A 21,854-nucleotide genomic window follows, 5' to 3' on the forward strand; every position below is an offset into this window, starting at 1 on the left:
GAGAGGGAGGTGGGCGAGAGCAGCGCCTCTCGACAAGCAGCGCCGCACTTACACCTTCAATTCTGCACGCAATCCACATCCCCGACGCGGCTTGCCGGCTCGCCTTCGGCCAACACCGTCTCCTCGCCGCGCGCCGTGCACCTGCCCTTCTCGCCGACGCCCGCGCGGAACTTCACCATCGGCTGGCCCTCGATCATGATGCTGGGCACGATCTCGTAAAGCTCCGGCGGGCAGTTCACCACGTCGGAAAGCCTGAGCGCCGGCGCACCGCCGATGAAGACGCTTTGCGCGCCGGAAAACGCGCAGGCTGGAATGGGTACGGCGGCGTCCTCAGCCTTGGCGGGCAGAGCCGCGGCACAGGCCAGCAAAAGGGCAAGACCGGCAAGCCGCAAGGCCTTCATCACGCTTTCCTCCCCTCGCGCGCCGTGCGGGACAGGGCCCTGAGCGCTTCCATCGCCCGGCCGGCGTCGCGCTCCGGCACGAATATATGGTCGTGGTGGAAGGCGGCGACCACATTGGCGCTGATGCCCTCCCGCGTCAGCGCCGCCGCGAAGGCCGCCGTCAGCCCTACCGCCTCCAGCGAGGAATGGACGGTGAGGGTGATCATCCGCATCGGCGGACTGGCGGAAAGGCCGGCTGCCGCGCCGGCCGGCAGGATCAGCGTCACGCCCTCCGCCTCCCGAAAGAGGCCGATCGCAGCGCGAAGAAGCGCAGCCGTCAACGCGTCTTCCGGCACGCTGGCATAGACGAAGTGGCCCTCCGCCAGCGCCGGCTCCATGGTCTCCAGCAGTTCGGCGAGGTCGGTGACACCGCTCATGAATTGGCCATCCGCCGCACGGCGTCGCAGAGCGCCGCAAAGCCCGCCTTCGCTCCCTCGCTCATGAAGCGGGCGCGCAGCCAGGCATGGATCATCTGCCCTTCCTCGCGGAACTCCACCGGAATGCCGGCGAGGATGAGCCGCGCCGCATAGACCCGCGCATCGTCGCGCAGCGGATCGAAGCGGGCGGCGGTGATGAAGGCGGGCGGCAGGTCCGCAAGGTTTTCCGCCCGGAGCGGAAAGGCATGGACGGCATCGTCCGGCGCCTTGTAGACCTCGCGGTAATAGACGACGTCGGCGGTCGAAAGCCCCGGCGCCCCGGCCATCTCGACATAGGAGCCGGAATTAAGGTCGCCGCCGAGGCCGGGATAGACGAGCGCCTGCCCGGCGATCCCCTTCAGCCCCTCGTCGCGCGCCTTCATCGCGATGCCTGCCGCCAGATTGCCGCCGGCGCTGTCGCCGATCAACACGACCGGCCCGCCTTCGAGGAGCAGTTCCACCAGCACGGCCCAGCAATCGTCGAAGGCATCCGGCCAGACATGCTCCGGCGAAAGCCGGTAGTCGACGGAGACGAGCTCGGCGCCCGCCGCCTCGGAAATCTCGGCGCAGATCGCATCGTGGCTTTCCAGCGAGCCGACGACGAAGCCGCCGCCATGGATATAGAAAAGCCGCGTCTCGCTCGTCACCCGCGCCGGGCGGTAGCGGCGGATGGGGATGCGCCCGGCCACAAGCCCATCCTCCTTTGCCATGCCGGCGGGCGGTGGGGCATCGAAGGCGGCACAGAGCGCGTCGTACCAGATGCGCTGCTGGCCGATATCGGCCTCCACGGCATCGGCGGGATAGAAATCCTCGCAGCGCTTGTGGAAGGCCAGGATGCCTTCCTCGCTCGGCATGGGACGGTCGGTCATGGCGGCTCCTTCACGGGTCGGCGCGATGATAGCAGCCCGCGGCCGCAGCGCCCGCCCCATGCGCGTCTTTCCCATCAATTTTCGGTGCTTGCCTCGCTTGCCGCCCGCATATTAACTGCCGCCATGGCCTTCACCTTCCGCCAGTTGCAGTATTTCGTCGCCGTCGCGGAGCAGGGTTCCGTCACGCGCGCCGCGCAGAACCTCTCCATTTCGCAATCCTCGATCACCGAGGCGATCAAGGAGCTCGAATCGGACCTGGGCGTCTCCCTCTTCGAGCGCCATCCGCGCGGCCTGACGACGACGCACAACGGCCACCAGTTCCTGCGCCACGCGACGAAGATCCTCGCCAATGTCTCCGATGCGCGCAGCTCCTTCTCCGACAATCGCACGCCCGAGAGGGGCCAGCTCAATCTCGGCGTCACCTCGCTGGTCGCCGGCTACGTGCTCTCCGACCTCCTCTCGCGCTACCGCCGGGCTTTTCCCGGTATCGAGGTGAGCGCCATCGAGGACAACGGCTCCTATCTGGAACATCTCCTCGTCGGCGGGGAACTCGACGTCGCCGTCATGGTGATTTCGAACCTGCGCGACCGCATGGCGCTGCAGGCCGAGATCATCGAGACCTCGCCCTACAGGCTCTGGCTGCCGATCGGCCATCCCCTCGTCTCGGCCGACATCATCTCCGTCAGCGATATCGCGAAGGAGCCGCTGATCATGCTGACGGTCGACGAAATCGAGGAGAACACCGGAAAACTGCTGACGGCGCTCGGCGCTCGCCCGCATGTCGCCTTCCGCACGCGCTCGGTGGAGGCCGTGCGCAGCCTCGTCGCCACGGGCGCCGGCATCGCGCTTCTGCCAGACCTCGTCTACCGCCCCTGGTCGCTGGAAGGCGACCGCATCGAAAGCCGCGACGTCTCCGGCGCCCTGCCCGTGGTGCAGATCGGCATGGTCTGGCGAAAAGGCTCCGGCCTGCCGCAGGCCGCGCGCGATTTCGTCGGGCTGGCCGAGGCGCTGAGGAGCGGGCGGGGGCGGTAGCGAGGGCGTGCCGTGGGGCGTGGATCCTCGGGTCAGGCCCGAGGATGACGCAAGAAATGAAGAAAGGCGGACAACCACACCGATCCGCGCGCCGCTCCGTTCAACGAACGGGGCCACCTCTCCTCCCCTCCGTCATCCTCGGGCTTGACCCGAGGATCCACGCCCCGCGGCGACCTTTCGGGATTTCCGATACCGCCTATCTGATTAATGAATTTGCGAAAGCGGCAAAATCGCGGCACCTTTCCTTTCGGGAACAATACCGCTCGAAAAGCGGATCAAACCGGGAGACTGTCATGAAGCGACTTCTGCATTCCTGCACCGCGCTTACCCTTTCGCTCGCTTTCGCCACCGCCGCCATCGCCCAGGAGCCGCTGAAGGAACTCGGCCCCGGCGAGGGAGAGGTCTCCATCGTCGCCTGGGCCGGCTATATCGAGCGCGGCGAGACGGACAAGGCCTATGACTGGGTCAGCGATTTCGAAAAGCAGACGGGCTGCAAGGTGACGGTGAAGACCGCCGCCACGTCGGACGAGATGGTCGCGCTGATGAACGAAGGCGGCTTCGACCTCGTCACCGCCTCGGGCGACGCGTCTCTCCGCCTCGTCGCGGGCAAGCGCGTTCAGCCGATCAACACCGACCTCATCCCGAGCTGGAAGACCATCGACGAGCGCCTGCAGAACGCCCCCTGGCACACGGTGAACGGCGTGCACTACGGCACGCCCTACCTCTGGGGCCCGAACGTGCTGATGTACAATACCGAGGCCTTCAAGGGCGAGGCGCCGAAGAGCTGGAACGTCGTCTTCGAGGAAATGACGCTGCCGGACGGCAAGTCGAACAAGGGTCGCGTGCAGGCCTATGACGGCCCGATCCACATCGCCGACGCCGCACAATACCTGATGGCGCACAAGCCGGAGCTCGGCATCAAGAACCCCTACGAGCTCAACGAAGACCAGTACAAGGCCGCGCTCGACCTGCTGCGCGTCCAGCGCACCCTCGTCGGCCGCTACTGGCACGACGCGATGATCCAGATCGACGACTTCAAGAACGAGGGCGTCGTCGCCTCCGGCTCCTGGCCGTTCCAGGTCAACCTCATGCAGTCGGAAAAGCAGCCGATCGCCTCGACCTTCCCGGAAGAGGGCGTGACGGGCTGGGCCGACACGACCATGCTGCATGCCGAAAGCCAGCATCCGAACTGCGCCTATATGTGGATGGAGCATTCGCTGTCCGCCAAGGTGCAGGGGGATGCGGCCGCCTGGTTCGGCGCCGTTCCCTCGGTTCCGGCCGCCTGCAAGGGCAACGCGCTTTTGACCGACGAGGGTTGCTCGACCAACGGCTACGACAACTTCGACAAGATCGCCTTCTGGCGCACGCCGGTCGCCAAGTGCGAGAGCCAGGGCGAATGCGTGCCCTACCACCGCTGGGTCTCCGACTATATCGGCGTGATCGGCGGGCGTTGAGGAAAACAGCGCGGCAACCTCCTCCTGATCTCCCCCCTTGAGGGGGAGATGTCACCGAGAGGTGACAGAGGGGGGTGGCCGCGAAGCGGCTAAATCTGGCTGAGCGGGGTGGGAATACCCCCCTCTGCCCTGCCGGGCATCTCCCCCTCAAGGGGGGAGATCGGCTAGCTGCACCCTCTTCCCGCGCATGAAACGTATCGCGATGGACGGACGCCTCGCCCATCGCCCAACACACCCGGGAGCCCCCATGACCGCCGTTCTGTTCCAGCAAGTCTCCCGCCATTTCGGCGCCGTGCGCGCCGTCGACAGCGTGGATCTGGCCATTGCCGAAGGCGAGTTCTTCGCCATGCTAGGGCCTTCCGGCTCCGGCAAGACGACGTGCCTGCGCCTGATGGCGGGCTTCGAGCAGCCGACCGGCGGCCATATCGAGATATTCGGCGAGACGGCCGAGGGCGTGCCGCCCTACCGGCGCAACGTCAACACGGTCTTCCAGGACTATGCCCTCTTCCCGCATCTCTCGATCCTGGAGAACGTCGCCTACGGGCTGATGGTCAAGGGCGTCGGCAAGGCGGAACGCCTGAAGGCGGCCGAGGAGGCGCTTGCCATGGTGAAGCTGCCCGGCTACGGCACGCGCCGGCCCGGCCAGCTTTCCGGCGGCCAGCGCCAGCGTGTGGCGCTCGCAAGAGCCCTCGTCAACCGACCCCGTGTCCTCCTCCTCGACGAACCGCTCGGCGCGCTCGACCTGAAGCTGCGCGAGCAGATGCAGGAGGAACTGAAGTCGCTTCAGAAGTCGCTCGGCATCACCTTCGTCTTCGTCACCCACGACCAGGGCGAGGCCCTGTCGATGGCCGACCGTATCGCCGTCTTCAGCGAGGGCAGGATCCAGCAACTCGGCACGCCCGAAGAGGTCTACAAGCGGCCGAAGACCCGCTTCGTCGCCGATTTCGTCGGCTCCTCCAACGTGCTGCCGCCCGATTTCGTCGAAAGCCTCGGCTTCGGCCGGCACCATGCGAGCCTACGCCCCGAGGCGATCACGCTCGGCGACGGGCCCGGCCGCAAGCAGTTCTCCGGCCGCGTGACGGCGTCAAGCTTCCTCGGCGCGGCGAGCCGCGTGACGGTGGAGGCGAACGGCGCGCGCATCGCCGCCATGGTGCCGGCTTCGACGGCGGTGCCCGCCGAAGGCGCGACGGTCACCCTCTCCTTCCTGCCGGAGGACCTGCACACGATGGACGGCGCGCAATGAACGCCGACACCTCCATCCTTTCCCGCCGCACGGGCGCCCTCGGGCAGCTTTCGGATACCTTCTGGCGCAAGCCGAAGATCCTCCTTTTCCTGATGCTGACACCGCCGCTCCTCTGGCTCGGCGTCATCTATCTCGGCTCGCTCTTTGCGCTGCTGCTCCAGAGCTTTTTCTCGATCGACGACTTTTCCGGGCTGATCAACTACGACTTCACGCTCGATACCTACCGGCAGCTCCTGATCCCGTCGAACTTCGACATCATCCTTAGAACCGTCGTCATGGCCGCGCTGGTGACGCTCGCCTCCGCCGCCATCGCCTTTCCCATCGCCTATTACGCGGCTCGTTATGCCCGGGGAAAATGGAAGGTGATCTTCTATCTCGGCGTCATGCTGCCGCTCTGGTCGAGCTATCTCGTGAAGGTCTATGCCTGGAAGCTGATCCTCGCCAAGGAAGGCATTCTCACCTGGATCTTCGCCAAGCTCCACCTCACCTGGCTGCTCGACGCGTGGCTTTCCCTGCCGGTCATCGGCGGCTCGTCGCTGTCGATCAGCTATACCGGCACCTTCATCGTCTTCATCTATGTGTGGATGCCCTTCATGATCCTGCCGATCCAGGCCGCGCTGGAGCGCGTGCCGGGCAACCTGATCGAGGCCTCCGCGGACCTTGGCGGCAATCCGGCGCAGACCTTCCGCCATGTGCTCTTTCCGCTGGCGCTGCCCGGCATCATCGCCGGCTCCATCTTCACCTTCTCGCTGACGCTCGGCGACTACATCATTCCGCAGATCATCGGCTCGTCGCGGCTCTTCATCGGGCAGGCCGTCTATGCCCAGCAGGGCACGGCCGGCAACATCCCGCTTGCCGCCGCCTTCTCCGTCGTGCCGATCGTCATCATGGGCCTCTATCTGTGGATGGCCAAGCGACAGGGAGCCTTCGATGCGCTCTGACAAGAACACCTCCGCCCCCCTCGGCCTGAAGGTCGCCGCAGGCGCCGGCCTCCTCTTCCTGCACCTGCCGATCCTGCTCATCTTCCTCTATGCCTTCACGACGGAGGAGAAGAGCTACCAGTTCCCGCCGCCGGGCTATACGCTGAAATGGTTCGCGGCCGCCTGGAACCGGCCGGACGTCTGGGACGCGCTCGGGCTTTCCGTCCGCGTCGCCTCGATCTCCACGGCCGTCGCCCTCGTGCTCGGCACGCTCTGCGCCGCCGCCGTCTCGCGCACGCGGTTCTTCGGCCGGGAGGCGGTGTCGCTGCTCGTCATCCTGCCCATCGCGCTGCCCGGCATCATCACCGGCATCGCGCTGCGCTCGGCCTTCTCCTTCGTCGACATCCCCTTCTCGTTCTGGACCATCGTGCTCGGCCACGCGACCTTCTGCGTCGTGGTCGTCTACAACAACGCCGTCGCCCGCTTCCGCCGCATTTCCGGCTCGCTGGTGGAGGCCTCTATGGACCTCGGCGCCGACGGCTTCCAGACCTTCCGCTACGTCATCCTGCCCAACATCGGCACGGCGCTATTGGCAGGCGGCATGCTCGCCTTCGCGCTCTCCTTCGACGAGGTGATCGTGACGACCTTCACGGCGGGCCAGCAGTCGACGCTGCCGATCTGGATGCTGGAGGAACTGGTGCGCCCCCGCCAGCGGCCGGTCACGAACGTCGTCGCCATGGTGGTGGTGCTCGTCACCTTCCTGCCGATCCTTGCCGCCTATTACCTCACCCGCGACGGCGACCAGGTCGCCGGCAGCGGCAAATAACCTGACACAAGGGAGAACATCCATGGATACCCAGATGCTGATCGGCGCGCGCCTGGAAGCCGGCACGGAGGTGGAGGAACACGTCCTCAACCCCAGGACGGGCGCCCGGATCGTCGACCTGCCGGAAGCCTCGCATACGCAGATCGACGCCGCGGTGGACGCCGCCGAAAAGGCCTTCACCGGCTGGGCGGCGACCACGCCCGCCGAGCGCTCCGGCTATCTCCTGAAGATCGCCGACGCCATCGAAAAGGACGCCGACGCCTTCGCCGCGCTGGAATCGCTCAACTGCGGCAAGCCGATCAACGCCGTGCGCAACGACGAGCTGCCGGCCATCGTCGACTGCTGGCGCTTCTTCGCCGGCGCCATCCGCTCGCTGCATGCGCCGGTCGCGGCCGAATACCTGCCGGGCTTCACCTCCATGGTGCGGCGCGACCCGGTCGGCATCGTCGGCTCCATCGCGCCGTGGAACTATCCGCTGATGATGATGGCCTGGAAGCTGGCGCCCGCCATTGCCGGCGGCAACACCGTCGTCTTCAAGCCCTCCGAGCAGACGCCGCTGACGGCGCTGAAAATGGCGAAACTCCTCGCCGACATCCTGCCGGAAGGCGTCGTCAACGTCATCCTCGGCCGCGGCGAGACGGTCGGCAACACGCTGATCAACCACCCCAAGATCAACATGGTCTCGATCACCGGAGACGTGGCGACGGGCAAGAAGGTGCTCGCCGCCGCGGCCAAGACCGTCAAGCGCACGCATCTGGAACTCGGCGGCAAGGCCCCCGTCCTCGTCTTCGACGACGCGGACCTCGAAGCCGTGGTTCAAGGCATTCGCACCTTCGGCTACTACAATGCCGGCCAGGACTGCACCGCCGCCTGCCGCATCTACGCGCAGGAGGGCATCTACGAAAAATTCGTCGCCGATCTTTCCGCCGCCGTCTCGACCATCCGCTACAACGACCCGGACGACACGCAAAACGAGATCGGCCCGCTGATCTCCAGGCGCCAGCGCGACCGCGTGGCGAGCTTCGTCGAGCGCGCGGCGGACGTGAAGCATATCGAGATCACCACGGGCGGGCGCGTCGGCAGCGAGGAAGGCTACTTCTTCCAGCCGACCGTGGTGGCCGGCGCCACGCAGAACGACGAGATCGTCCGCCGCGAGGTCTTCGGCCCTGTCGTCTCCGTCACCCGCTTCAAGGATGCCGATCAGGCCGTCGCCTGGGCCAACGACAGCGACTACGGCCTTGCCTCCTCCGTCTGGACGAAGGACATCGGCAAGGCCATGAAGGCCGCCTCCCGCCTGCAATACGGCTGCACCTGGATCAACACCCACTTCATGCTGACCAACGAGATGCCGCACGGCGGCGTCAAGCAGTCGGGCTACGGCAAGGACATGTCGATCTACGCGCTGGAGGACTACACCGCCGTGCGGCATGTGATGATCAGCCACGGATGACGCCAGTCCTGGGGCACCCCCCTCTGCCCTGCCGGCCATCTCCCCCACAAGGGGGGAGATCGGCAAGGGCCTGCTCCCAGTTCCTCTTTTGATGGGAAGGAAGCCAGCTCTCCATCCAATCTCCCCCCTTGAGGGGGAGATGGCCGGCAGGCCAGAGGGGGGTGCCACAAGCACGCCCTTCCCGGGAACTTTCCCGCCCGCCGCGCGTCTTCCCCAAAACCCACCGGGAGACACCGCCATGCTGAAATGGGCTCTGATTTTCCTCGTCATATCGCTGATCACCGGCTTCCTCGGCTTTTCCGGGGTCTCGGCCGCGACGGCCACCATCGCCAAGGTGCTCTTCGCGATCGCGCTCGCCATCTTCCTGATCTTCCTCATCCTGGCGCTCATGGCCGGTAACCTCGCCTTCTAGGAAGACCCGCGACGATTTGGGGCGTAAACGCCCTTCCGGCCGCATGCCGCGCACGCTATATCATGCCCAGGAGGACCTGAATGATCTGGGCATTCGCAGTCGCGGCGGCGGCCATACTCTATCTCGCGCTACGCTTCCGGCGTTTCCGCAGCTGGGTCGAACCCGCCCTCACCGTCGTCGTCGCCATCGGCCTTGCGAGCGCCCTCCTCATCTGGTTCGTCGACGAGCAGGCGCCCTCCGGCCCCGTCACGCCGGCAACGCCGGCGCTGACCGCCGACAGCATCAAGCTTTCCGACATGCAGGCGAGCGCCGGCCAGACGGCGACGAGCTACCGCGTGACGGGCCGCGCCACCAACAACGGCACCGTGCCCCTGCAGTCCTTCCGCCTCGATGTCGTGCTGTCCGATTGCCCGAAAGGCGCCTGCCGCGAGGTCGGCCGAGACAGCGCGCTGATCGTGCTGCGCGTGCTGCCGGGCCAGAGCCAGACCTTCTCCACCTTCACCGTCTTCCCGGGGATCGATCTCGACCCCGTTACCGCACCCGAATGGGATTTTGGCGTGCGCGACGTCCGCGCGGTCCGCGCGCCCTAGATCACCGTGCCATGCGCACCGGCGTCGAGCATCGCATTGATGCGGTCGCCGGAAGCGGCGGCGGAGAGCCTGGCGAAGCTGCCGTCCCTGACGATGGCCTCCATCTGCCCGGCGATGGCCGCGTGCGTGACGCGGGCGATCATCGAGCCGAGCGAGATGCGCCGCACGCCGATTGCGGCGAACTGCGGCACCGTGAGCTTGCGGAGCGGCCCGGCGGCGAGCGCATTGACCGGCCTTGAAACCGACGCGACGACGCGGCGCAGTTCCGCCTCGCCGGGCGGTACCGGAACGTAGAGCAGGTCCGCGCCGGCTTTCTCGAAGGCCTGGATGCGGCGGATGGCCTCGTCGAGATCGTAGACGCCGTTCATCACGCCGTCGGCCCGCGCGCAAAGAATGAAGGGCTGGCCGAGCGAACGAGCAGCGTCGGCGGCGGCGCGGATGCGCTCGACGGCGAGGCCGAAATCGTAGGCCGGGTTGCCCTCGATCATCCGCGTGTCCTCGATCGAGCAGCCGGAGAGGCCGACGTCCGCGGCAAGGCGGATCGTCTCGGCCACATCGTCCGGCGCATCGGCAAAACCGTTCTCGAAGTCGCCCGAGACCGGCAGCGGCGTCGCCCGCACGATGTCCTCGGCATGCTTCAACGCCTCCTCGCGGCTCACCCGCCCCATGTCGGGCCGGCCGAGCGTGAAGGCGAAGCCGGCCGAGGTCGTGGCGAGCGCCACCGCGCCGGATGCCGCCATCAGGCGGGCCGAGCCCATGTCCCACGGGTTCGGGATGACGAAGCAGCCCGACTGATGCAGGTCGTGGAAGCGCTGATGGCGTTCGGCAAGGCTCATTATGCGCGCACCCTTTCGGCCTTCGGATCGTACATCGGCGCGAGCGAAGCCTCCGCCTTCACCCGCACGCCGGCGATCTCGATCTCGTAGCGGGAGGCGAGCACGTCCGCCTCGCTCTCCCCCGCGCAGGGAACATAGCCCATGCCGATGGCGCCGCCAAGGAAATGGCCGTAATTGCCCGAGGTGATGGTGGAGACGATCTTCCCGTCGCGCACCAGCGCCTCGTTATGGAAGAGGAGCGGTTCGGGATCGGCGAGCCGGAACTGCACCATGCGGCGCTTCAAACCTTCCTTCTCCTTCCGCAGCACCGCATCGCGGCCGATGAACTCGCCCTTCTTCGTGCGCACGGCAAAGCCGAGGCCGGCTTCCAGCACATGGTCCTCGTCGGTGATGTCGTGGCCGAAATGGCGGAAGGCCTTCTCGATGCGGCAGCTATCGAGCGTGTGCAGGCCGCAGAGCCTCAGGCCGACATCGGCGCCCGCCGCTTCCAGCGCCTCGAACACATGGGCGGCCTGATCGGTAGAGACATAGAGCTCCCAGCCGAGCTCGCCGACATAGGTGACGCGGTGGGCGCGGGCAAGGCCCATGCCGATCTCGATCTCCCGCGCCGTGGCGAAGGGATGATGGGCATTGGAGAAGTCGTTGGGGCTGACCTTCCGCATCAGTTCGCGCGCCTTCGGCCCCATGACGCAGAGCACGCTTTCGGCCGCCGTCACATCGGTGATGACGACGAACTCGTCGCGAAGATGCTTGCGCAGCCAGGCAAGGTCGCGCTGGAGCGTCGCGCCAGGCACGACGAGCAGGAAGGCGGTTTGCGAAAGGCGCGTCACCGTCAGGTCGCTCTCGATGCCGCCGTGGGCGTTGAGCATCTGCGTATAGACGATCCTGCCCGGCGCGACGTCCATCTGGTTGGCGCAGAGCTTTTGCAGGAAGGCGAGCGCATCGCGGCCCTCCACGCGGATCTTGCCGAAGGAGGTCATGTCGAAGAGGCCGACGCCGTTGCGGACGGCAAGGTGCTCCTCTTTCTGGTTCTCGAACCAGTTCTGCCGCTTCCACGAATAGCGGTATTCCCGCGCCTGCCCCTCCCTCGCGAACCAGTTGGCACGCTCCCAGCCCGCCACCTCGCCGAAGACCGCCCCGCGCGCCTTCAGGTGCTCGTGGATCGGCGAGCGCCGCACGCCGCGGGCGGTCGCCATCTGGCGATAGGGGAAATGGTCGGCATAGAGGAGGCCGAGCGTCTCGGAGACGCGGTCCTGAAGATAGGCGCGGTTCTTCTGGAACGGCTGGGCGCGGCGGATATCGACCTCCCAGAGGTCGAAGGGCGGCTCGCCGTCGTTCATCCACTGGGCGAGCGCCATGCCGGCCCCGCCGGAAGAGACGATGCCGATGGAGTTGTAGCCGGCGGCGACCCAGTAGCCTTTCAGCTCCGGCGCCTCGCCGAGATAGTAGCGGTCGTCCGGCGTAAAGCTCTCCGGGCCGTTGAAGAAGGTGTGGATGCCGGCTGTTTCCAGCATCGGCATGCGGTTGATGGCGTTTTCGAGGATCGGCTGGAAGTGGTCGAAATCCTCCGGCAACTGGTCGAAGCAGAAATCCTCCGAAATGCCGTCCATGCCCCAGGGCTTGGCCTTTAGCTCGAAGGCGCCGATCAGCATCTTGCCGGCGTCTTCCTTGTAATAGGTGCATTCGTCCGGCACGCGCAGCACCGGCAGGCGCGTGAGGTTCGGGATCGGCTCGGTGACGATGTAGAAATGCTCGCAGGCATGCAGCGGCAGCGTCACGCCCGATATGTCGGCGAGCGTTCGCCCCCACATCCCGGCGGCGTTGACGACGTTCTCCGTCTCGATGGTGAAGGTCTCGCCGTTCTGCTCGCAGGCAACGCCCGTCACGCGGCCGTCCTTCGTCAGCACGGACGTCACCTTGACGCCCTCGATGACCGTCGCGCCGTTCTGCCGCGCGCCCTTCGCCAAGGCCATCGCGATATTGGCCGGGTCGCACTGGCCGTCGAGCGGCAGGTGCACGGCGGCCTTGATATCCGCCGTGTTGAGGTGCGGATACATCGCCTTCACCTCGTCGACGGTGATCTCGCGCACGTCGACGTCGAAGGCGCGGGCGAGCGAGGCCTGGCGATAAATCTCCTCCTTGCGCTCGTCGGTGAGAGCCACCGTCATGGAGCCGTTCTGCCGCATGCCGGTGCCGATGCCGGTCTCCGCCTCCAGCTTGACGTAGAGGTCGGCGGAGTATTTGGCGAGGCGCGTCATGTTCTGCGAGGCGCGCAGCTGGCCGATGAGGCCGGCGGCATGCCAGGTGGTGCCGCAGGTGAGCTGCTTGCGCTCCAGCAGCACCACATCCGTCCAGCCGAGTTTTGCCAGATGATAGGCGACCGAGCAGCCGGAAACGCCGCCGCCGACGATGACGGCTCGCGCCTTGGAGGGAATGGGCTTCGTCATGCGCGCAGTCTTTCATTGTTGGGGTCGAAGAGCGGCCCGTCGGGCTCGACGGTCGCCTTGAAGCGGTCGCCGTAGATTTCCACCTCGACCTCGGTGCCCGGCACGGCGAGGTCCGCACGCAACATGCCGAGCGCGATGGATTTGCCCACGCGATAGCCCCAGTTGCCGGAGGTCGTCTCGCCGACCACCTTGCCGTCATGCCAGAGCGTCGACATGTAGGGCGCGTCGCAGTCGCCGGCCTCCACGGTCAAGAGCACGAAGCGCTTGGAAACGCCCTGCTGCCTCTCCCGCTCCAGCGCCGCCTTGCCCTTGAAGTCGGGCTTCGTCCAGTCGACGAAACGGTCAAGGCCGCCTTGCAGGATCGTGTAGTCGGTCGAAAGGTCGCCCTTCCAGGCGCGGTAGCCCTTCTCGATGCGCAGCGAGTCCAGCGCCTCCATGCCGAAAGGTTTCAGGCCATGCTTCTGGCCCGCTCCCCACACGGCGTCGAAGATCGCGGCCGTATCTTCCACCTTGGTGTGGATTTCCCAGCCGAGCTCGCCGGCAAAGGAGACGCGCACGAGCTGGCACCAGCGGCCGGCGATCTGCGCGGCCTGATGCGTCAGCCAGCCCTTGGCAAGGTCGGCGTCCGTCACCTCGGCGAGGATGGCGCGGGACTTCGGGCCGGAGAGGATCTGGCAGGAGAAATTCTCCGTCGCGTCGTCGACGGTGAAGGCGGCATCCTTCGGCCTGTGCTTCGTCAGCCATTCGAAATCGTGCCACTGGGCGGTGGCGGCGGTGATGAGGAAGAAGAAGTCCTCGTCCAGCATCATCACCGACATTTCCGTGACGATGCGCCCCTTGTCGTCGGCGAAATAGGCAAGGCCGATGCGGCCGGGCTTCGGCACCTTGCCGGTGATCAGCGAGGAGAGCCACGCCGTCGCGCCCTCCCCCTTCACGCGGAAGCGCGAGAAGCCGGGAAGGTCGAGGATGCCGGCGGCCTCGTTGACGGCGCGGCACTCCTCCTCGATGCGCGGCCGCCACGGTCCCTCGCGGTTCCAGGTCTGCGTCGCTTCCTCCGAAAGGTCGTCGCCGGGCCTGGCGTACCACATGGCGCGCTCCCAGCCGTTATAGGGCTTGAACTGGCCGCCGAGCGCTTTGATACGGTCGTGGATCGGCGACAGCTTCCTGTCGCGGCCGGCCGGCCAGGCGTGCTTGGGGAAGTGCATGGCATATTCGTGGCCGTAGACCTCCATGCCCTTTTCCACGCAATAGTCCTGATCCGAGGCAAACGCGGTGAAGCGGCGCGGGTCGCAGGACCACATGTCCCACTCCGTCTCGCCCTCCGTCACCCATTCGGCCAGCACCTTGCCCGCGCCGCCCGCCTGGCAGATGCCGAAGGTGAAGACGCAGGCCTCGTAGGCGTTCGGCACGCCCGGCATCGGGCCGAGCAGCGGATTGCCGTCCGGGGCATAGGGGATCGGGCCGTTGATCATGCGCGACAGGCCCGCCGTGCCGAGGATCGGCACGCGCTCGACGGCGTCGTTGAGATACCATTCGAGCCGGTCGAGATCGTCCGGGAAGAGCTGGAAGGAGAAATCGTCCGGCATCGGATCGTCCGGCGTCACCCAATGCGCCTTGCAGTTGCGCTCGTAGGGGCCGAGGTTCATGCCCGTCTTCTCCTGCCGGAGATAATAGGAGCTGTCGACGTCGCGCAGCAGCGGCAGCTTGTGGCCGACCTCCTTCGACCAGGCGGCAAGCTCGGGGATTTCCTCGAAGAGGATGTACTGGTGGCTCATCACCATCATCGGCACGTCGCGGCCGAACCATTTTCCCACCTCGCGGGCATAATAGCCGGCGGCGTTCACCACCTTCTCGCAGCGGATCTCCCCCTGCGGCGTGGAAATGACCCACTCCTCGCCCTCGCGCCGCGCGCCCGTGGCGGGACAGAAGCGGAAGATCTTCGCGCCCATGTCGCGCGCGCCCTTGGCAAGCGCCTGCGTGAGCTGCGCCGGGTCGATGTCCCCGTCGTAAGGATCGTAGAGCGCGCCGGTAAGATCGTGCGTTTCGAGGAAGGGATATTTTCCGGCCATTTCGCCCGGCGAGAGGATATCGAGGTCCATGCCCTGATAGCGGCCCATGCCGACGACCCGCTTGAACTCCTGCAGGCGTTCCCTCGAATGGCCGAGGCGGATCGAGCCGGTGACGTGGTAGTTCATCGGGTAATCGACCAGCGCGCCGAGCTCCCGGTAGAGCGAGGCGGAATAGCGCTGCATGTTCATGATCGACCAGGAGGAGGAGAAGGTCGGCACGTTGCCGGCGGCATGCCAGGTGGAGCCGGCGGTCAGCTCGTTCTTTTCGAGCAGCACGCAATCCGTCCATCCGGCCTTCGCCAGATGGTAGAGCGCGGACGCGCCGACGGCGCCTCCGCCGATGATGACGACACGGGCATGGCTTGGCAGTCCGGACATTCTGGCTCCCCTTCTTCGCGCCTGATTTTTGTCAACCAAAGCATCGGCCAGCAAGCGGAGGAATTCGCTTTATTAATCGAAGAAGCCGATTACACTTCCGCCAAACATTGGAGAAATACGGCGCCTTCATGCAAATTGTCCTGATCGAGACATTCCTCGACCTGATGGAAACGCGCAATTTCAACCGCACGGCGGAGCGGCTGAACGTCACGCAATCGACGGTCACGCACCGCATCAATGCGCTGGAGGGAATGTTCGCGCGAAAGCTCTTCGCACGCAACAAGGGCGGCACGCAGCCGACGGCCGCGGGCCTTCGCTTCCTCGACCATGCGAAAGCCCTCCAGCACCAGTGGCACGAGGCGGCCCGCGCGGTGGAGACGGCCGGCGCCTACGAGCGCTCCATGCGCATCGGCCTCCAGCACGACCTTGCGGCCCGCTATGCCGGCGACTGGCTGGCCGCCGTGCGGCGCGACCTGCCGGGCACCTCCATCTACCTGGAGGTCGACTATTCCAACCAGATGAACCGCGACCTCGGCGCGGGCGACCTGGACCTTGCCATCCTCTTCACCCCGCACTACCTGCCGGATCTCCACTACGAGCGCATCGGCGAGGTGCGCTACGAGATGGTGAGCAACAGGGTCCGCCGGATCGAGGAGGTGAAGGCGGAGGATTATATCCAGGCCGTCTATTCGCCGGCCTTCGACCGGCTGCACCGGCAGGCCTATCCGGCGCTTTCCACCGCCCCCATCGCGAGCGGCGAGACCACCGCCATCGTCGCGCTGATGCAGACGCTCGGCGGCACGGCCTTCGTGACCGCTTCGGATGCCGAACGGCTCGCCGCCGCGGGCCTTGCGAACCGGGTGGCGGACGCCGAGCCGATCGCCCAGGCCGTCTATGCCGCCGTCAACGTGCGCACCCGCCACGCCCACCAGCACCGGCGCATCATCGCCATCCTTCAGGCCCTGCTTTCCGAATGAGGCATTGAAACGGACGGACGCGATGCCTATTAACGGCAAACCGCATCCGACGAAGGAGTTCCCCATGGCCGCCCGTGACCGCTATTCGCGCAAGCTCGAATGCGCCATGTGCGGCCATGCCGGCTATGCCGAGGTTTCCGAGGACGACATGCCGAGCCGGCCGCATCCCGACTTCACCGTCGATTCGCTGCCGCGCGGCTTCCTCACCGAGCGGCCGTCGAAATATCCCGACAAGCACATGATCCGCTGCCGCTGCGGCCACGTCTTCAAGTTCCAGCAGAAGACGATCTACGCCGAGGGCGGCGAGCCGCGGCGGTAGGCGACAGCGCTCGCCCTTATCTTCCTCTCGCCGCCGTCATGCTCGGGCTTGGCCCGAGCATCCACGCCCCACATTCAGGCCGTCCTTGGGGCATGGATCCTCGGGTCAAGCCCGAGGATGACGGAGGAGAAGAGTACGGTTTTCCCGCCCGAGGCTGATTCCGCCGGCTCTGTTCTCCGATCCTGCTCCCGCGGGCCCTACCCCCGCCCGACCAGCGGCATGGTCGTTGCCATGACGGTCATCGTCAGCACGTTGGCGTCGAGCGGCAGGCTTGCCATGTAGACGACGGCATCGGCGACGTGCTTGACCGACATCGTCGGCTCGGGGACGGTCTCGCCGTTCGCCTGCAGCACGCCGGCGCTCATGCGCGCCGTCATGTCCGTCGCCGCATTGCCGATGTCGATCTGGCCGCAGGCGATGTCATACTTGCGCCCGTCGAGCGCGGTGGACTTGGTGAGGCCCGTGATGGCGTGCTTGGTGGCGGTATAGGGCGCGGAATTGGGGCGCGGCGCGGTCGCCGAGATCGAGCCGTTGTTGATGATGCGCCCGCCCCGCGGGCTCTGCTCCTTCATGATCCTGAAGGCCTGCTGGGTGCACAGGAACGCGCCCGTGAGGTTGGCGGCAAGGACGCCGCTCCACTGTTCGAAGGAAATGTCTTCGAGAAGCGCGCCGTGGACGTTCGAGCCGGCATTGTTGACGAGCACGTCGAGACGGCCGAATTCGCGCCGCACCGCATCGAAGGCCGACGCCACCTGGACCGGATCGCCGACATCGCAGGCGACGGCGCGCACGGTATTGCCCGTCTCGGCGGAAATCCCGGCCGCCGCCTCTTCCAGCACGGCAAGCCGCCGCCCGGTGATGACGACGGCATAGCCCTCGGCGCTGAGGCCGCGCGCGATGGCAAGGCCGATGCCCGTGCCGCCCCCCGTCACCAGTGCGATCTTGCCCTTGCCGGTCCGGCCCCATTCCGTCATGTCAGGTTCCCTCCTCAGAATCGTCACGCGCCAGGCGCCCATAGGACGTAGCGCGGCGAGCAGGGAAAGTCACCCGCAGCTACCGTTACGGCATCAGGAATGGAGGCGTATGCGGTCGCGGCGCTCGCGCATCGCGGCGACCTCCCGCTCGATATGGATCTTGCAGGCATCGTCCATCGCCGCGGCGATCGTCTCGCGGATCACGCGGACGCTGTCTTCCGACATCAGCGGCGACGCGCCGCGGCATTCCGCGGCATGCAGTTTGCAAAGTGCGCTGGCCAACAGCCGCGCATAGTCTTCCGGTTTGCGACCCATGTTCCCCACCTTTTTTGATTAGACCAACATAAAACCACATAAAATCTCAAAAAGCCACAGATTTATCACACGCTAATGGAAAAATGCGGGGCTTTTCTCCGCCTTGCCGCGAGCGGAAAGGCCGGAAAACGAGGCTGTCTACAAATGAGGCAGAAACGGGCAGGATTGGATCAGGCGGACGCGGAAAACACGACGTCCGCCTGGAAACCGTCAACACGGCCGGGGATGGGCGAGGTGAGGACGAGGCTCACCCCCATCTGGGCGAGCAGGCGCGCGGCGATGGAAAGGCCGAGCCCGGAGCCGGCGGCCGCGGTCTTGCCGCGCGAGAAGCGTTTGCGCACCGCCGCAAGCTCCTCCTCGCTCATGCGCGGCGCGCCGTTGGAAATGCGCACATTGCCCTCGGCGCTCACCTCGATTTCGACCGGCTCGCCCGCCCGCCCGTGCAACAGGGCGTTCTCGATGAGGTTGCGCAGGACGATGGCGAAGGCATCGGCGGCCCCTTCCCGCGGGGCCGGGCCGTCGAGGCGGCTCGAAAAGCGGATGCGTCCGCCATCGGCCGCGGCGCGCTGGAAGTCGGTCACCACGACCGCCACCACGTCTGCGACGTCGAAGGTGGTCTCGGCAACGCCGATGCCCGCCTCCGCGCGCGCGAGCTGCAGGAGCTTCTCGGTGAGCTTGGCGAGCTTCTGCAGCGAGGCCTCGATCTGCTGCGCGCGCGCCTTCGTCGGCGCGTCCTTCAGTTCGGCAAGGAGAAGCTGGGTCTGCGCCAGCGCGCCGGCAATGGGCGTGCGCAGCTCGTGCGCGCTGTTGGAGGTGAACTCCCGCTCGGCGGCGAGCACGGCGCGCAAGCGCGCGAGCAGCAGGTTGACCGAACGCAGGATGGGGCGCAATTCCTGCGGCAGCCCCGCCGTCTCGATGGCCGCGAGGTTCCCGCCGTCCTTACCGCCGATCGCCGCGCGCAGCGTCTCGACGGGCGCGAGCACGCGGCGCACGACGAACCAGACGGCGGCGATGGAAACCGGGACGATCAGCAGAACCGGCAGGAGGAGCGCAAGCGCCCCCTCCGTCATCGCCTCCCGCCGCTCGTCGGACGAATCCTTCACCTGCACGAAGATGCTCTCGTCGGCGGTCGCGGCCGTGTAGATGCGGCCCGTCCGGCTCTGCCAGAAGCCCACCTTGACCGGCGCGTCGAAGGGCGCCGCCGCCGCCATGTGCGAATGCAGGAGCACCCGGCCGGCCGGATCGCGCACTTGATAGGTCAGGTAGGTCTCCTCCGGGGCGGAGCGCGTCACCTCGATGCGTTGCGGGTCGTCAATGTCGCCGCGGTGGTGCAGGTCGTCGACGACGAGCGGCACCAGCCGCTCGGCCGTCTCCTGCAGGGCCGAATCGTAGATCTCGCCGAACTCGTCGCGCATGACGAGCGCGCCGAACCCCACCGCGACGAGCCAGACGAGGGTGATCGTCGCCGTGATCCACAGCATCAACTGGCCGGAAAGGCTGCGCGGTCCCCTCATCGGCCGAGCCTGTAGCCGATGCCGCGCAAGGTCTCCACGCAGCCCTTGCCGAGCTTCTTGCGCAGCCGGCTGACATAGACCTCCACGGTGTTGCTCTCGATCTCCGAGCCGAAGGCGTAAAGCGCCTCCTCGATCTGCCCCTTGGAGACGATGGCGTCCGGCCGGGCGGCAAGGCGCGCCAGCACGGCCCATTCGCGGCTCGAAAGGTCGACCGGCTCGCCCTCGCGCAGCACGCGGCGGTCGGCAAGCTGGATGGTGAGCGGCCCGGCCTCCAGCACGGGCACGGCCGCACCGGCATAGCGGCGCGAGACGGCCAGCATGCGCGCGCCGAGCTCGCCGAGGTTGAACGGCTTGACGAGATAATCGTCCGCCCCGCTGTTCAGCCCCTCGATCCGGTCGGAGATCTGGTCGTGCGCCGTCAGGATGATCACCGGCGTTGCGGCGCCCGAGCGGCGAAGGTCGGAGAGCAGCGACAGGCCGCTGCCGTCCGGCAGGCGCAGGTCGAGGAGGATGAGGTCGTAGGCGACGGTCGAGACCGCCGTGCGGGCGTCTTCGAGCGCCTGCATCCAGTCGACGGCATGGCCGAGGCCGGCGACATAGTCGCGCACGGCCTCGCCCAGAACGGCATCGTCCTCGATCAGCAGGATTCTCAAGCGCCCGGTTCTCCATCCTCGATCCGGACCATACATGCGGCCGGCCCGTCTTGTCATCGCCCCCGTCGTCAGGAGACGGCGCCGAGCCGGCAGGGCGACATCAGGTCCAGCGCGGGATCGCGCACCTTCGTGTCGATCCGCATCATGCCGAGCACGGTGTGGAAGAGGTTGTCGTGCGACTGCGCTTTGCCCGCCTCCCCGGCGAGGCATTCGGCGGAATAGGCGGCCTTCTCGTCCCTGCCGAGCCAGAGCACGAAGGGAACATGCGTTTGGTGGCTGGGCGCGATCATGTAGGGCGCGCCGTGCAGGTAGAGGCCGAGCTCGCCGAGCGACTCGCCGTGGTCGGACATGTAGAGCATGGAGACGTCGAGGCGGTTTTCCTGCTTTTCCAGCCGGTCGATGACGGAGGCGAGGATGTGGTCCGTATAGAGGATCGTGTTGTCGTAGGCGTTGACGATCTCCTCGCCGGAGCAGTTGGAGAAATCCGCGCTGCGGCATTCCGGCCGGAACGTCCGGAACTCCTCCGGGTAGCGCTCGTAATAGGCCGGGCCGTGGCTGCCGATCTGGTGCAACACCAGCACGGTGTCCCTGTCGACGGAGCCGATCCAGGCGTCGAGATTGTCGAGCAGCACCTGGTCGCGGCATTCCCCGTTCTTGCAGTCGCGCGGATTGCCGCCCGCAATCAGGGAGCGCTCGCCGGTGCGCTTGGCGATCTCCTTGCTGCCGGTGTTGTTGTCCCACCATTCGACATGGACGCCGGCATGGGAGAGCACGTCCAGCAGGTTCTCGGTGGCAAGCGCCTTGTGGTGCGAATAGTCGGAGCGCGGATAGACGGAGAACATGCAGGGCAGCGAAACCGCCGTCGCCGTGCCGCAGCTCGTCGTGTCGGGGAAATAGAGGATATCCTTCTTGGAAAGTTCCGGGTTGGTGTCGCGCCCGTAGCCGCCGAGGGAGAAATTGTCGGCGCGCGCCGTCTCGCCGGCGACCACGATCATCAGCCGCGGCTTGCGCTCGCCCACGGGCGCATCGGCGACACGCGCATCCTCCCCGAGCGGCGCGGCGACGACGTCGACCTCGCCGGATTGGCCGACGGCATATTGCACGGCGGTCACCAGCGGCACGAAGGGATTGAGCGTCTCGAACCAGTCGTGATGCGCCCTGACGGCGGCGGCGTAGACGCGGGCATGGGAAAGCCCGGCGACGAGCGCGAGCACGAGCGCCGGCACGATGACGGCAAGGTTGCCCCGCAGCTTCGCGGGAAAGGCCCTGTGCCGCACCTTCACCCAGACGAGCAGCAGCGAGGGCAGCAGGCCGAAGGCGAGCATATGCAGGATGAAGCCCGTGGTGATGAGCCCGCCCGCCTCGGCGCTGTTCGTCTCGGCAGCGTTGCGGATCATCTCGATATCGATGACGACGCCGAACCGATCCATGAACCAGGCGCCGGCGGCGCTGGCGACGATCAGCAGGATGAAGATGGGCTTCATCAGGTACTTCACCGAGACGGCGACGCAGAGCGCGACATAAAGGCAGGATATGCCGAGCGCGATGGAGGCGAAGGTCGTCGGCCGGCCCTCCAGATAGGCCCAGCCCTTCGACCAGAAGCTCCAGTTGGTCAGGGCGAGCAGGTAGAACGCCGTCAGGATGCCGGCCGTGACGCTGCCGATTTCGGGCCGCCGGAAAGCGGGGCGGCCGGTTCCTTCACGCATAAGGGTCTCCACGT

General features: G+C 66.6%; 21 protein-coding genes. 10 read left to right on the forward strand and 11 right to left on the reverse strand.

Annotation, left to right across the window (positions count from 1 at the left end; all coding sequences use genetic code 11):
- Positions 1 to 56: 56 nt before the first annotated feature.
- From HNQ66_RS02005 to HNQ66_RS02015, 3 genes are read right to left on the reverse strand one after another with little or no spacing between them, the layout of a single operon-like run.
- Positions 57 to 401: a PAAR domain-containing protein gene (locus HNQ66_RS02005; RefSeq protein WP_184140309.1), complete on the reverse strand. Its 345-nt coding sequence runs from the start codon at positions 399 to 401 to the stop codon at positions 57 to 59.
- Entirely contained in the window at positions 401 to 817 is a 417-nt protein-coding gene (locus HNQ66_RS02010) for an ACT domain-containing protein (protein ID WP_184140311.1), read from the reverse strand. Before HNQ66_RS02010 ends, HNQ66_RS02005 begins: the two co-directional genes overlap by 1 nt.
- Positions 814 to 1,725: an alpha/beta hydrolase gene (locus HNQ66_RS02015; RefSeq protein WP_246434108.1), complete on the reverse strand. Its 912-nt coding sequence runs from the start codon at positions 1,723 to 1,725 to the stop codon at positions 814 to 816. Before HNQ66_RS02015 ends, HNQ66_RS02010 begins: the two co-directional genes overlap by 4 nt.
- Positions 1,726 to 1,848: 123 nt before the next feature.
- Between HNQ66_RS02015 and HNQ66_RS02020 the strand changes: the two genes are divergently transcribed.
- From HNQ66_RS02020 to HNQ66_RS02055, 8 genes are all read left to right on the forward strand, one after another.
- Positions 1,849 to 2,757 (forward strand): LysR family transcriptional regulator, encoded by a 909-nt coding sequence (locus HNQ66_RS02020; protein WP_184140313.1) that lies wholly within the window; start codon positions 1,849 to 1,851, stop codon positions 2,755 to 2,757.
- Between the two features lie 293 nt (positions 2,758 to 3,050).
- Complete coding sequence (locus HNQ66_RS02025; RefSeq protein WP_184140315.1) at positions 3,051 to 4,211, forward strand: ABC transporter substrate-binding protein; 1,161 nt, start codon at positions 3,051 to 3,053, stop codon at positions 4,209 to 4,211.
- A gap of 247 nt (positions 4,212 to 4,458) precedes the next feature.
- Positions 4,459 to 5,454, forward strand: coding sequence for an ABC transporter ATP-binding protein (locus HNQ66_RS02030; protein WP_184140317.1), 996 nt, complete (start codon positions 4,459 to 4,461; stop codon positions 5,452 to 5,454).
- Complete coding sequence (locus HNQ66_RS02035; RefSeq protein ID WP_184140319.1) at positions 5,451 to 6,395, forward strand: ABC transporter permease; 945 nt, start codon at positions 5,451 to 5,453, stop codon at positions 6,393 to 6,395. The genes HNQ66_RS02030 and HNQ66_RS02035 overlap by 4 nt, the downstream gene beginning before the upstream one ends.
- Entirely contained in the window at positions 6,385 to 7,200 is an 816-nt protein-coding gene (locus HNQ66_RS02040) for an ABC transporter permease (RefSeq protein WP_184140321.1), read from the forward strand. The genes HNQ66_RS02035 and HNQ66_RS02040 overlap by 11 nt, the downstream gene beginning before the upstream one ends.
- A 22-nt stretch (positions 7,201 to 7,222) precedes the next feature.
- On the forward strand, positions 7,223 to 8,650 hold the full coding sequence (locus tag HNQ66_RS02045) for a gamma-aminobutyraldehyde dehydrogenase (protein ID WP_184140323.1): 1,428 nt from the start codon (positions 7,223 to 7,225) through the stop codon (positions 8,648 to 8,650).
- Positions 8,651 to 8,888: 238 nt separating this feature from the next.
- Entirely contained in the window at positions 8,889 to 9,062 is a 174-nt protein-coding gene (locus HNQ66_RS02050; RefSeq protein ID WP_184140325.1) for a DUF1328 domain-containing protein, read from the forward strand.
- Between the two features lie 80 nt (positions 9,063 to 9,142).
- Entirely contained in the window at positions 9,143 to 9,652 is a 510-nt protein-coding gene (locus HNQ66_RS02055) for a hypothetical protein (protein ID WP_184140327.1), read from the forward strand.
- Here HNQ66_RS02055 and HNQ66_RS02060 read toward each other — a convergent pair.
- The 3 genes from HNQ66_RS02060 to HNQ66_RS02070 are packed head-to-tail and all read right to left on the reverse strand — an operon-like array spanning position 9,649 to position 15,382.
- Entirely contained in the window at positions 9,649 to 10,488 is an 840-nt protein-coding gene (locus tag HNQ66_RS02060) for an isocitrate lyase/PEP mutase family protein (protein WP_184140329.1), read from the reverse strand. The two genes, HNQ66_RS02055 and HNQ66_RS02060, sit on opposite strands and share 4 nt — an antisense overlap.
- A complete protein-coding gene (locus HNQ66_RS02065) occupies positions 10,488 to 12,935 on the reverse strand; it encodes a GcvT family protein (RefSeq protein ID WP_184140331.1) in 2,448 nt (815 codons plus the stop codon). Before HNQ66_RS02065 ends, HNQ66_RS02060 begins: the two co-directional genes overlap by 1 nt.
- On the reverse strand, positions 12,932 to 15,382 hold the full coding sequence (locus tag HNQ66_RS02070; RefSeq protein ID WP_184140333.1) for a GcvT family protein: 2,451 nt from the start codon (positions 15,380 to 15,382) through the stop codon (positions 12,932 to 12,934). Before HNQ66_RS02070 ends, HNQ66_RS02065 begins: the two co-directional genes overlap by 4 nt.
- 128 nt (positions 15,383 to 15,510) lie before the next feature.
- On the opposite strand from HNQ66_RS02070, the gene HNQ66_RS02075 reads away from it, so the two are divergent.
- Positions 15,511 to 16,359: a LysR family transcriptional regulator gene (locus HNQ66_RS02075; RefSeq protein ID WP_184140334.1), complete on the forward strand. Its 849-nt coding sequence runs from the start codon at positions 15,511 to 15,513 to the stop codon at positions 16,357 to 16,359.
- 64 nt (positions 16,360 to 16,423) lie between these two features.
- A complete protein-coding gene (locus tag HNQ66_RS02080) occupies positions 16,424 to 16,678 on the forward strand; it encodes a hypothetical protein (protein ID WP_184140336.1) in 255 nt (84 codons plus the stop codon).
- A gap of 197 nt (positions 16,679 to 16,875) precedes the next feature.
- Here the strand turns inward: HNQ66_RS02080 and HNQ66_RS02085 are convergent, their stop codons facing one another.
- The 5 genes from HNQ66_RS02085 to HNQ66_RS02105 all read right to left on the reverse strand — a co-directional run bounded on the left by HNQ66_RS02085 (position 16,876) and on the right by HNQ66_RS02105 (position 21,840).
- Positions 16,876 to 17,652: an SDR family oxidoreductase gene (locus tag HNQ66_RS02085; RefSeq protein ID WP_184140338.1), complete on the reverse strand. Its 777-nt coding sequence runs from the start codon at positions 17,650 to 17,652 to the stop codon at positions 16,876 to 16,878.
- A 93-nt stretch (positions 17,653 to 17,745) separates the two neighbouring features.
- Complete coding sequence (locus tag HNQ66_RS02090) at positions 17,746 to 17,967, reverse strand: hypothetical protein (RefSeq protein WP_184140340.1); 222 nt, start codon at positions 17,965 to 17,967, stop codon at positions 17,746 to 17,748.
- 170 nt (positions 17,968 to 18,137) lie between these two features.
- Positions 18,138 to 19,481 carry a sensor histidine kinase gene (locus tag HNQ66_RS02095; protein ID WP_184140342.1) on the reverse strand — a complete coding sequence of 448 codons (1,344 nt, stop codon included), beginning with the start codon at positions 19,479 to 19,481 and terminating at the stop codon, positions 18,138 to 18,140.
- On the reverse strand, positions 19,478 to 20,134 hold the full coding sequence (locus HNQ66_RS02100; RefSeq protein ID WP_184140344.1) for a response regulator transcription factor: 657 nt from the start codon (positions 20,132 to 20,134) through the stop codon (positions 19,478 to 19,480). Before HNQ66_RS02100 ends, HNQ66_RS02095 begins: the two co-directional genes overlap by 4 nt.
- A gap of 68 nt (positions 20,135 to 20,202) precedes the next feature.
- Positions 20,203 to 21,840: a phosphoethanolamine transferase gene (locus tag HNQ66_RS02105; RefSeq protein ID WP_184140346.1), complete on the reverse strand. Its 1,638-nt coding sequence runs from the start codon at positions 21,838 to 21,840 to the stop codon at positions 20,203 to 20,205.
- Positions 21,841 to 21,854 lie beyond the last annotated feature (14 nt).

The sequence above is a fragment of the Shinella fusca genome (assembly GCF_014203155.1).
Lineage (GTDB): Bacteria > Pseudomonadota > Alphaproteobacteria > Rhizobiales > Rhizobiaceae > Shinella > Shinella fusca.